A 9,019-nucleotide genomic window follows, 5' to 3' on the forward strand; every position below is an offset into this window, starting at 1 on the left:
GGACGCATCGACATCTCGCCGCCTTGTGGCCACAAACCTAGATCACTTGTGGCCACAAAGGCAACCAGCACAGCGGCCGTTCTGTGGCCACAAAAACGGCGGCTTCCGGTTGCTCTTGTGGGCACGACGCTTTACGATCACCGGCATGTCCACCGAGACCGAGGCCGAGTACGATCCCCCGCGCAAGTTCCGCGTGCCCGACGACGAGTGGAACGGCTTCGAGGCTGCTACCAAGGCCCAGCACCCCACGGGGCGCAGCCCGCGAGCGCAGGTCATCCGCGAGTTCATCCGCTGGTACATGCGGCGCCCAGGCGCGAAGCTCCCCGCGCGCCCGCCGGCCGGGCCCTGGTCGACACCCGCCGCCGGATGACATCGCCTCACCGTCGGCCACCCTCGGCAAGGACGGCTTCCTCCCGGACGGCCGCAGCGATGTCGGCCGCGGTCCACCGCCGGTAGAGGCGGCGCCGCTCCCCTGCCGTGAGCTGGACGCACCGGCTGTAGACCGACCGGACCCGGGCCTGCTTCGCGCACCAGGTCGGGAACGGGTCCTCGGTGGACTCCTCGACGTCTCCGACGGGCTCGATGACGTACAGGTCGCCCCGGAGCGCGAGGGACGCGTAGAACCGTCCGTATTCGCGGTCGCTGGTCACGTAGACGCGGTCGGGGCGCTGCGTCGGCGGGTCGATGACGCCCAGGCCGGGCACTGTGTAGTGCTCGCCGGCGGCGCGCGCCTCGCAGATGGCGCAGCCGTCGACGGTGCGGTGTCCGCCGGGCTCGATCAGGTCGCCGGGTTTCAGGCCGGGGATGCCGCCGTGGAAGAGGCGGGGCAGGGTGGCGGGGTCGATGCTCATCTGGGGCTCCGAGGACGATGCGTGGGTGGCCCGGGGCCCTTGGTCGGGCCCCGGGCCGGATGCCGGGCTGGGGGTCAGTCGTCACACAGCTCGAAGTCGTGGCCGTGGTGGCGGCCCTTCTTGTGGGCCTTGCCCGCGCTGGTGGGCTTGCGGGCCGCCCCCTGACCACCGTTGGGCACCTTGGTCAGCGGAACCGGCGGCTTCACAGCCGGCGGCTTGGGCCTCGGCGGGGGCGGCTTCTCGAACGCGGTGAGCGCCATGCCTTCGCAGTCGTCGTTGTCCGCGGTGACGTTGCAGCCGCCGAGGAGCGTGACGAGCAGACAGATCGCGGCGATGACGCCCAGGACGAGGGCGAGGGGCGCCCGGGGGCGGCCTACGAGGTGGTTCACTGGCCGGCCGCCGGTCGGCGACTGCCGCGTCCGCGCATCTCCACGCCGGCCTCCTGCAGCAGGGTCCGCGTCAGCCCGAACGACAGGTCGTGCTCGGCCGCGAGCTTGCGGATCGAGTCGTGCGCCCGGTAGCGGTCGGCGAGCGTGGCGCGCATCGTGTCGCGTGCCTCGCCACGCAGGCGCGGCCTCCGTGTCTGCGGGCTGCCGGGGCCGCGCCGCACGGGTGCAGAGGTCTGGTCACTCATCAGTTCCTGGTCCTTCCTGGGTGTGGTGTGTTCGTCGCGCGGCCTGGGCGTCGAGCCCGGCCGCGTAGGACAGCAGCGACCGCAGCGACTCGGTGCGCTCGTCGTGGGTGGCTCTGGCCGCAGCCGCCACGAGGGCGGTCACGGTGGGTCCGTCGTGGTTCGCGTGCGCGGTGATCAGCCGGGCGGCCCACATCCGCTCCGGGTGGCCTTCCGCGTTGCCGAGCTGGCCGAGGACCCACGCCTCGCCGGCGGCCGGGTCGGGCCGTCGGTACAGCACGAGGAGGGCCCGTCGTGCGGTGTGGGCGAAGACTCGGCATGCCGCGAGGAGGTCGAGGGCGTCCGCGTGTTCGCAGATCCGGCCCGCCAGGTCGGCGGCCGCCGCCTCGTCACCGGCGCGGGCGGCGTCCAGGGCCGCCCGCGTCCAGTGGGTCAGGAGACCGGGGCTCAGCACGCCCGCCCCCCGGTCACAGCCGGTCCTGGGCGTACGCCCGCACGATGCCGTCGATCTCGGCCAGTGCCGCCTCGGCACAGACCTTGTCGGCCGCGCCCTTGCCGTCCCGCAGGTGCGTCGGCGCCCCGCAGTACCGGCACGGCCGGGCGTCGTGGTTCCAGTGCCAGGGCGCCGACCAGTCGAGGAGGCCGCCCGGGGGCAGGGCTCGCACGCGTTCCGTGGTTGATTCACGCCGCCGAGGAGGCATTGGCCCGTTCCCTCTCGCGTTCGAGCCGGCGCTGCCTCTCCGCAGCCTTGCGGGCCTCGGCGAGCATCGCGGCCCGCTCGTCCTCGTCGAGCCCGCCCCACACGCCGTAGTCCTCACGCCACGTCAGCGCGTGGGTCAGGCACTCCGAGCGGACGGGGCACGGCCCGCACAGGCCCTTCGCGTACAGGGCGTCGGGGCCCTTCCCCGACGGGAAGAACACGGACGGGTGCTCACCGAGGCACGCCGCGTCGTCAGACCAGTGGTAAGGCCGGGGCAGGGTGTTGGGGGCGGCGTGAGATGTGGAAGGCAGCATGGTCAGTCCTCCTCCTTGATCGTCGGGATCGGACACTGTCCGGACACGTCCGCGAGGCGTGGCCGGACAATGTCCGCGCAGGTCAGGGCGCCAAGCTCGGCGCCAGGGCCGCTATGTCCGGTGGGCTGTCCGGTCCCCGACCGGACGTGTCCGGACGTGTCCGGTGTCGGCGTCGGCGTCGAGCCCCGCCCCAGCAGACGGCCGCCCCCGCGAGGAGCGGCAGCCACACATCAGCCGCCCCGACCACCGCGTCGAGGACCCTCAGGTATGCCAGGCAGGCGGGCAGCCACCACGTCATGACGTGAGCCCCATCTCGTCCCGCCACCGGCCCACGGTCCGCTCGGCCACTCCGATCCGGGCAGCGATGACCGACGCCGGCTTGCCGGCCTCTGTCATCACCCGGACCGTGCGCCGCTGCTCCTCCTCGGTGAGCGGCGGGCACGCGCCCCGGCACAAGGCCGCACGGTTCACGGCCTCCAGGTCGATTCCTTTGTCCCAGGTGTCCCCGTACATCACTGTTCCGTCCTCGCTTCGCGCATCACGCGGTCGGCGAGGTGCCCGCCGGCGACGCAGAACGGGTAGTCGCACCTGGGGCGGACGTTGCCCTCCGGCTCACGCAGGTTGTGCCAGCGGAACGCCATCCGGTACGCGGTATCGACCTGCCCCCGGAACGCGATGACGGGCGTACCGGCCTTGCCGGTGGCACCGGTCCAGTGGAGGTGTCCCCCGGCGACCTCGACGGTGTGCAGCGCGAACGCGTCTTCCCACGACGTAGCCACCGGCCGCGGGGCGGGCGCCGCTTCCTGCGTCACCCGCAGCCCGGACGGGGCGGCGTCGAGCGCGGCAGCGATCTCCTCCTCCGTCACGCCCATCACCTCTTCCGGTTCTGGCGTGGCGGCACCGTGCGGTCGAGCGAGGAGGTGTGGCGGGCGACGACGACCAGCGTCCGGGGGTGCGCGGCGTCCAGCTCGATCAGCCCGTACGTCGCGGTGATCTGCGCGTCGTCCGCCCACGCGATGCTGTTCCCCGCGTCGCACAGGTGCTTGAGCATGTTGTCCGCGTCGATGCGCTGCCGGTCCCGCCGGAAAAAGATCGCACCGAGCGCCAGGTTGCCCGTCCACGGCTGCCGGAACTGCTGACGCAGCCGCCATGCGGTTTCCTGCTCCGCCGCCGCGTCCTTGTCGGTCTTGTACGCCCGCCCGTCCTTCGACATCCGGTGCCGCGCTTTCGACGCCGGCGTGCCGGGCAGCGTGAAGACCCTCGCGTCGCTCACGCTCACGCCCGGGGCCAGGGCCGCCAGGAGGAGCCGCGCCCTCTCGCGGTCCAGCTCCTGCCCACCGACCGGCAGCAGCGACGCCGCGGTGACGACCGGGGACTCCTGCACCTGCGCGGGGATGTGTGTCTCGGGCCGCAACCCGGCCCACGTCAGCCGCTCCCCGGAGGTGTCGTCGTTCCCAGGGGCGGCGTCCAGGTCGAGGTCGGCGACGAACCGCCGACCGGCCAGCTCGGCGGCCGGAACCCCGGCCGCCGCGACGAACGGCGCCGCCCCCGTCAGGTACGCCCGGCGGGGCGACCAGGCCAGGACCCGCACCCACACATGGGTGGCGTCCTCGTCGCAGCACTCCAGCAGGCCGCTGTCGCCGACAGCGACCACGCTCACAACGGTCTCGCTCACAACGAGCCCCCGATCCAGCCGGATGGCAGCGGAGCGGACGCACGGAACCGGGTCAGCACCAGCCGGCTGGGATCTGGGGCGTCGCAGTTCGCATCGGCGATCAGCCACTGGCCCGGCAGCTGCGCGGCGTCCAGCTCGGTGTCGGCGACGACCTGGTCCAGGAGGACCGTCACCGCCTCGCCCGTCCGCCACGCGGCGACCTCGACCGCAACGGTGCGCTCGACCGTGTCGACGTCGACCACCCGCACAACTGCCGGGGCCCGCACTTCGTCCACCGCGTGCAGGTACGTGCGGCCGAGCGGCGTGAGCACGGGCATCCCCTGCAGGGTCTGGATCAGCCCCGCCTCTCGCAGCGGCCCGACCAGTTCGTCCGGCGCAGCCGCCGCCTTGCCGTTCTCTCCGGCCTCCAGCAGCCGCATCACACCCTCGGCCTCGCCCGTCAGCCGCTCCTCCTGGGCGAGGCGCGTGACTCGGACCCGCGCCATCCGCCAGGCCGCGGTGTTCGTCGTCGTCGCCGACGAGCACGGGCACCCGGTCACGGTCTCCAGAGAGGCGGCCGGGGCGTGCCCGGCGCATTCCCGGACACTGCTGCGGCCCTTCTCGCACAGGGGCGCCGTGCAGCACCCGCAACGGGGGCAGTCCGGTTGCGCGGGCCGCGCACCGCCCACGTTCGCTTCATCCATGGCGCTGCTGCTCCTTCGAGGGGGTGACGGTCTTGCACGAGACGCAGCGGGAAGCGCCGGCGTCGAGGATGTGAGGGGTCAGCGCGCGCTCCACGGCACACCAGGACCAGCACGGGCCCGAGCGGAACGAGGCGGTCGGCGTTCGGGGCAGCGGGCGGCGCCGAGGATGCACAGCGCGCACCACCGGGGCCGCCAGGGCGCACACAGCGAGAGCGCCCAGAACAGCGGCGAGGGCATCGCTCACAGTGGCCCCCTCCAGGCGGGCCGGCCGCCGTCGCACGAGGCGACAGCGGCCGGACCGGCCGGACCCGGCATAAGCCAGGTCCGGCCGTACCCACGCAGGGGCCTGGAGTTCCAGGTCACCTACGAGCCCCCTTACGGGACTGACGGGACTGACGCTTGGGCTGTGACCGCTTCCGGGGAAGGGGCCGCACCCGGGCGGCCATCGGGTCCTGCGAACCCTCGGCCCGCTTGTGGGCCTCCTCCGCCTCGACCAGGAGGTGAGCCTCCTCGGCCGGGGCGTGAACGACCTGCACCTGACCGGCGTCACCGGCGTCGTCCGCCTTGAGCAGCGCCACCAGCTCGGCGCTCATGGGCACGACCTTGTGCAGCCGCCGCAGAGCCGACTTCCGCCACATCGCGAAAAAGTCCGTGTGCCAGAACGAGTCCTTCGCCCCGGACTGCTGCGCCTGCTGGTACGCCTGGCTGTACTGGTCGCGGATCTCCTCCGCGTCTTCCCGCGTCAGCACGATGACCTGCGACCGGGCGCCCGACTCCATCCAGGCGAAGGCGTACGCGAGGATCGGTTCGCCGCGCTCGGCCTTCGACTTCGTCAGCGCGGGCTTGTGCGTGAAGTCCAGCGGGGCCGGGGCGGTGGGCTCGAAGCTCCACTCGTCGCCCTCGTGGACCATCCCGACGTGGACCGAGCCGACCCGGCCGGACCGGTACATCAGCTCCACGTAGCCCTGCGCCATCGGCACGAACACCGCCTGGCGGCCCTCGCGCCGGATGACCGCGTGGCGACCGTCCGGCACCAGGCCGAAACGGGCGCAGGTCAGGAGCGCCTGGCGCAGAGACGCCGGCGTGCAGCGGACCAGGCCCGGCAGCGCGGCCCGCACGGCGGCGAAGAACGCGCCCGTGTCGATGTGGGACGGCAGGGCCTTCGTGAACTCGCTGCCGTACCGCTCCAGCCAGGTCAGCGCGATGTCGGCGACGTCGCCGCCCTCGCCCTGCGCCGAGGTGTGCAGCTCGTCGGGCGTCGACTGCGCGGGGATGTCGGCGGCCCGGGTCACCGTCGCCTCGACAGTCGGCTGCTCGGCGGTGGGGTCGGCGACCGCGCGCACGCGGTCCTTGAGAGACAGAGCCATGATCAGATTCCCTTCGCGGGGATGCGTAGGACGCGGGCGCGGTACGCGGCGTACTTCTCGGGCTGCTCGTCCTTGAGCCGGTCGACGTCGAGGGCGGGCACCATGTGCGTGTACGCGGCGGCCAGATCCGGCTCGTCCTCCGTGAACCTCTTGCTGGCGAACGTGCCGTTCGCCTTCCACGTCCAGACGGCCGTGCCGTCGGCCTGCGCGATCTCGTTCTCGCCGGTCAGCAAACGGATCTCGTTCTCGACGGCCCGCAGCTCCTCCGCGACGCCCTTGGCCCGCGCCTTGAGGTCGAGCGCCTTGGCGCGCAGCTCCTTGGCCTTGGTCACGTCGACCTCGGCGACCGCTTCCGGCTTGACCGACCACAGCTTCGACAGCAGCTCGGCCGTCGCCTCCAGGCCGTCGGCCTCGGGCTCGAACCCCTCGACCACGTGCCGCTGGAACCAGCGCCCGCAGAAGTCGAGGAGGTAGGCGATCATCTCGTCGTCGCGCTCCAGCCGGTGCCAGAGCAACCGGTTCCCGCCGACGAGCGCAGCCACGTAGCCGTGCGTCCAGCCGCCCACGGCCATGCCCCAGTGCGTCTGGAGCGCGGGGGCGTCGGGGACACCGTCCTCCCAATCATCGAGCTGGTACGCGGAGCGGTTCTTGCACTCCAGCAGCCCGGTCACCGACCCGTCGGCGTCGCACGTGTACCGGTCGACGTTGACGCGCGCCCACGGGTGCTCGATGTGCACGAGCGTCCCCGGCGGCATCGCGATCGGGACGCCGCTGCGCTTGCTGAACAGGCCCGCGATGAAGCCCTCGATCTCCGTGCCGATCTCGGCGGCCTCGTTGCCCTTGAAGGTGGGGCGCCCGTGCTTGTCCTCGAAGACGTGCCGAGGACCGCGGTATCGGTCCAGGCCGAGGATGGCGGCGACGTCCGAGCCGCCGATCCCAGCCGCGCGGGTGGCGTGCCACTGCTCCTCGGGAGCGTCGGCGGGGAGCAGCAGCCGCGCGGTCGGAGCGTCGAGCAGGCCGCGCGGCTCGCTCTCGGAATCGGTCTCGGTCTCAGTCTCAGTCTCGAACAGGGTGGGGTCGATCATCGTCGTCATCGGTGGTCCTTACGGGAGAGGCGGCGCAGTCCCGCCAGGGCTTCGATCTCGGCGGCGGCCCGCACCGGGTCCGCAGTGGTCCACGCCGCGGTGGCAAGGTCCGCGCCCCGGCTCTCGACGGACAGCGCGAGGGACATGGCGCGGAGGAACCACTCGGGGTCATCGCTCGCGGCGACGCGCAGGAACGCGACTTCACGGATGGAGCTCTGCATCTCACGCACCGGGGATCACATCCCGTCGGCACGTCTGGCAGCGCAGCGAGACGAACTCTCCGTCGCGCCCCCGGTAGTCGATCCGGCCGTTGTCGCACTGGTCGCACGCCTCACGGGCGGCAGCCAGCTCCGTGAGGAACTGGGCGGCCTGGCGTGCCGACATGTGCCCGCGCCGCGCCTTCAGCTCTTCCAGCACCCGGCGGGCGGCTTCGGTCTCGCCGCGCAGGTCGAGGAACTGCGCGGCCTGCTTGGCGTGCAGCCCACGCATCTCGGCCGCCGCGGTGTTCAGCAGCAGCACCGCATCGGTGAACTCGCCGGCCGACGCGGGGCCAGCCTTGACCACGCGCATCGCGTCGCGCTGCTCCGCCTCTTCGAGCTGGGCGACGAGCTTGCGGTGCTCCGCAAGCACCGCCGAGTAGCTGTCGACGTGGCCGCAGGGGTTCTTCCAGCGGTCCACGACGTACCAGTCGCCGTCCTCGTGGAACCGGTGGGGCCTGGCCTCGCCGCGAGGGCCGCCGCAGCGGGGGCACTCCGGGGCGACCGTGACGGTGACGACCCGCACGCCCTGGTACCCGGAGCCCGTGCCCCGGTCGCACACGCGGTAGGTCATGGACGAGGGCCGGGGCTTGACAGCAGGGGCACCCGCCACGTAGCGCGTCCAGACCGCGGTGCCCTCGTCATGCGGGGCGCTGTACGCCTCGTACGTCCCGGGCGGCGAGTACGACGTCATGTACTTCGCCTGAGCGATGCGGCGAGCGGCGCTCGCACCCCCGGTGGACGTCGAGTAGACGCCGGCCAGCACCCAGACACCCCGGTCGGCCCTGGCCTGGGCTGCGGCCGTCGCGTGATCGGGCCGCGCCCGGTAGACGCTGCGCGACTTCATCGGCCCTCCCCCGCACGCTGACGCGGGGTACGGGCAGAGAGCGCCGCCCGGGTGGCCCGGTGGGCGGGGTGATGCAGGACGGCCGCGCAGTGCGCGCAGCTGTCGATCTCGTGCGCTTCCTCTACCGGGGCCGTCGTGACGCGGTACGACACGACCGACGCGACCAGGAGGACGAACGTCGAGATCAGCGTGATCAGGATGGTGAGACCCATCAGAGCGCGCCTCCCGTCCGTGCGACGGTGCCGAGGGGACGCCGGGGCACGGGAGCGGAGTAGGTCACCCAGACCTGCACGTTCACGTCGCGCCAGAGGGCGGCCAGCTCGGCGAAGCCGGAGCCGTGCTCGTCGGCGCGGACGCGGACCGGCGTGCCGCCGAGGATGTCCGCACAGGTGTCGATGATCCGGCCGCGACTGGCGTCGCCGGTCAGCGCGCCCCGCAGGACACCGATCGTGTCCACGGTCCAGTTCAGGGCGCAGAGTTCGGGGTGAGTGTCCAGCAGCTCGACCAGCGCCGTTGCGGCGGGGAGCTGAGGGCTACAGTTTCGTGCCAAGGTGATGACCTCGATTCCAGAGTGCGTGAGGTTGTTGCCTGGTGAGCGGGGCCGTCCAA

General features: G+C 72.6%; 17 protein-coding genes. 1 reads left to right on the plus strand and 16 read right to left on the minus strand.

Annotated features, from left to right (window positions below):
• Nucleotides 1-145 precede the first annotated feature (145 nt).
• The gene (locus ACLQ2N_RS16505) at nucleotides 146-370 is read left to right on the plus strand and encodes a hypothetical protein (RefSeq protein WP_425813571.1); all 225 of its coding nucleotides are present in this window, start codon (nucleotides 146-148) and stop codon (nucleotides 368-370) included.
• Between the two features lie 7 nt (nucleotides 371-377).
• Here the strand turns inward: ACLQ2N_RS16505 and ACLQ2N_RS16510 are convergent, their stop codons facing one another.
• The 16 genes from ACLQ2N_RS16510 to ACLQ2N_RS16585 form a co-directional block, all read right to left on the minus strand.
• Nucleotides 378-851 carry a hypothetical protein gene (locus ACLQ2N_RS16510; protein WP_425813572.1) on the minus strand — a complete coding sequence of 158 codons (474 nt, stop codon included), beginning with the start codon at nucleotides 849-851 and terminating at the stop codon, nucleotides 378-380.
• A gap of 74 nt (nucleotides 852-925) precedes the next feature.
• Nucleotides 926-1,240 (minus strand): hypothetical protein, encoded by a 315-nt coding sequence (locus tag ACLQ2N_RS16515; RefSeq protein WP_425813574.1) that lies wholly within the window; start codon nucleotides 1,238-1,240, stop codon nucleotides 926-928.
• Nucleotides 1,237-1,485 carry a helix-turn-helix domain-containing protein gene (locus ACLQ2N_RS16520; protein ID WP_425813576.1) on the minus strand — a complete coding sequence of 83 codons (249 nt, stop codon included), beginning with the start codon at nucleotides 1,483-1,485 and terminating at the stop codon, nucleotides 1,237-1,239. The genes ACLQ2N_RS16515 and ACLQ2N_RS16520 overlap by 4 nt, the downstream gene beginning before the upstream one ends.
• Complete coding sequence (locus tag ACLQ2N_RS16525; protein WP_425813578.1) at nucleotides 1,478-1,936, minus strand: hypothetical protein; 459 nt, start codon at nucleotides 1,934-1,936, stop codon at nucleotides 1,478-1,480. The genes ACLQ2N_RS16520 and ACLQ2N_RS16525 overlap by 8 nt, the downstream gene beginning before the upstream one ends.
• 13 nt (nucleotides 1,937-1,949) lie before the next feature.
• The gene (locus ACLQ2N_RS16530; RefSeq protein WP_425813580.1) at nucleotides 1,950-2,147 is read right to left on the minus strand and encodes a hypothetical protein; all 198 of its coding nucleotides are present in this window, start codon (nucleotides 2,145-2,147) and stop codon (nucleotides 1,950-1,952) included.
• Between the two features lie 16 nt (nucleotides 2,148-2,163).
• Nucleotides 2,164-2,496: a WhiB family transcriptional regulator gene (locus ACLQ2N_RS16535; RefSeq protein WP_425813581.1), complete on the minus strand. Its 333-nt coding sequence runs from the start codon at nucleotides 2,494-2,496 to the stop codon at nucleotides 2,164-2,166.
• Nucleotides 2,497-2,790: 294 nt separating this feature from the next.
• Complete coding sequence (locus ACLQ2N_RS16540) at nucleotides 2,791-3,009, minus strand: hypothetical protein (protein ID WP_425813583.1); 219 nt, start codon at nucleotides 3,007-3,009, stop codon at nucleotides 2,791-2,793.
• Complete coding sequence (locus ACLQ2N_RS16545; protein WP_425813585.1) at nucleotides 3,009-3,362, minus strand: hypothetical protein; 354 nt, start codon at nucleotides 3,360-3,362, stop codon at nucleotides 3,009-3,011. The genes ACLQ2N_RS16540 and ACLQ2N_RS16545 overlap by 1 nt, the downstream gene beginning before the upstream one ends.
• A gap of 5 nt (nucleotides 3,363-3,367) precedes the next feature.
• Nucleotides 3,368-4,171, minus strand: coding sequence for a RusA family crossover junction endodeoxyribonuclease (locus ACLQ2N_RS16550; RefSeq protein ID WP_425813587.1), 804 nt, complete (start codon nucleotides 4,169-4,171; stop codon nucleotides 3,368-3,370).
• Nucleotides 4,168-4,854, minus strand: a complete 687-nt coding sequence (locus ACLQ2N_RS16555; protein WP_425813589.1) for a hypothetical protein — start codon at nucleotides 4,852-4,854, stop codon at nucleotides 4,168-4,170. Before ACLQ2N_RS16555 ends, ACLQ2N_RS16550 begins: the two co-directional genes overlap by 4 nt.
• Nucleotides 4,855-5,213: 359 nt before the next feature.
• Nucleotides 5,214-6,221 (minus strand): recombinase RecT, encoded by a 1,008-nt coding sequence (locus ACLQ2N_RS16560; RefSeq protein ID WP_425813590.1) that lies wholly within the window; start codon nucleotides 6,219-6,221, stop codon nucleotides 5,214-5,216.
• 2 nt (nucleotides 6,222-6,223) lie between these two features.
• A complete protein-coding gene (locus tag ACLQ2N_RS16565) occupies nucleotides 6,224-7,315 on the minus strand; it encodes a YqaJ viral recombinase family protein (RefSeq protein WP_425813592.1) in 1,092 nt (363 codons plus the stop codon).
• A complete protein-coding gene (locus ACLQ2N_RS16570) occupies nucleotides 7,312-7,527 on the minus strand; it encodes a hypothetical protein (RefSeq protein WP_425813594.1) in 216 nt (71 codons plus the stop codon). The genes ACLQ2N_RS16565 and ACLQ2N_RS16570 overlap by 4 nt, the downstream gene beginning before the upstream one ends.
• Nucleotide 7,528: 1 nt before the next feature.
• Entirely contained in the window at nucleotides 7,529-8,410 is an 882-nt protein-coding gene (locus ACLQ2N_RS16575) for a hypothetical protein (RefSeq protein ID WP_425813596.1), read from the minus strand.
• Nucleotides 8,407-8,622 (minus strand): hypothetical protein, encoded by a 216-nt coding sequence (locus ACLQ2N_RS16580; protein WP_425813598.1) that lies wholly within the window; start codon nucleotides 8,620-8,622, stop codon nucleotides 8,407-8,409. The genes ACLQ2N_RS16575 and ACLQ2N_RS16580 overlap by 4 nt, the downstream gene beginning before the upstream one ends.
• Nucleotides 8,622-8,960, minus strand: coding sequence for a hypothetical protein (locus tag ACLQ2N_RS16585; RefSeq protein ID WP_425813599.1), 339 nt, complete (start codon nucleotides 8,958-8,960; stop codon nucleotides 8,622-8,624). The genes ACLQ2N_RS16580 and ACLQ2N_RS16585 overlap by 1 nt, the downstream gene beginning before the upstream one ends.
• Nucleotides 8,961-9,019: the final 59 nt, after the last annotated feature.

The sequence above is a fragment of the Streptomyces sp. DT224 genome (genome assembly GCF_049844595.1).
Lineage (GTDB): Bacteria > Actinomycetota > Actinomycetes > Streptomycetales > Streptomycetaceae > Streptomyces.

Coding starts and splice junctions, on each gene's coding strand:
- ACLQ2N_RS16540 (WP_425813583.1), bottom strand. CDS start 3,009: ATGTACGGGGACACCTGGGACAAAGGAATCGACCTGGAGGCCGTGAAC.
- ACLQ2N_RS16520 (WP_425813576.1), bottom strand. CDS start 1,485: ATGAGTGACCAGACCTCTGCACCCGTGCGGCGCGGCCCCGGCAGCCCG.
- ACLQ2N_RS16565 (WP_425813592.1), bottom strand. CDS start 7,315: ATGACGACGATGATCGACCCCACCCTGTTCGAGACTGAGACTGAGACC.
- ACLQ2N_RS16555 (WP_425813589.1), bottom strand. CDS start 4,854: ATGGATGAAGCGAACGTGGGCGGTGCGCGGCCCGCGCAACCGGACTGC.
- ACLQ2N_RS16575 (WP_425813596.1), bottom strand. CDS start 8,410: ATGAAGTCGCGCAGCGTCTACCGGGCGCGGCCCGATCACGCGACGGCC.
- ACLQ2N_RS16505 (WP_425813571.1), top strand. CDS start 146: ATGTCCACCGAGACCGAGGCCGAGTACGATCCCCCGCGCAAGTTCCGC.
- ACLQ2N_RS16510 (WP_425813572.1), bottom strand. CDS start 851: ATGAGCATCGACCCCGCCACCCTGCCCCGCCTCTTCCACGGCGGCATC.
- ACLQ2N_RS16570 (WP_425813594.1), bottom strand. CDS start 7,527: ATGCAGAGCTCCATCCGTGAAGTCGCGTTCCTGCGCGTCGCCGCGAGC.
- ACLQ2N_RS16560 (WP_425813590.1), bottom strand. CDS start 6,221: ATGGCTCTGTCTCTCAAGGACCGCGTGCGCGCGGTCGCCGACCCCACC.
- ACLQ2N_RS16580 (WP_425813598.1), bottom strand. CDS start 8,622: ATGGGTCTCACCATCCTGATCACGCTGATCTCGACGTTCGTCCTCCTG.
- ACLQ2N_RS16535 (WP_425813581.1), bottom strand. CDS start 2,496: ATGCTGCCTTCCACATCTCACGCCGCCCCCAACACCCTGCCCCGGCCT.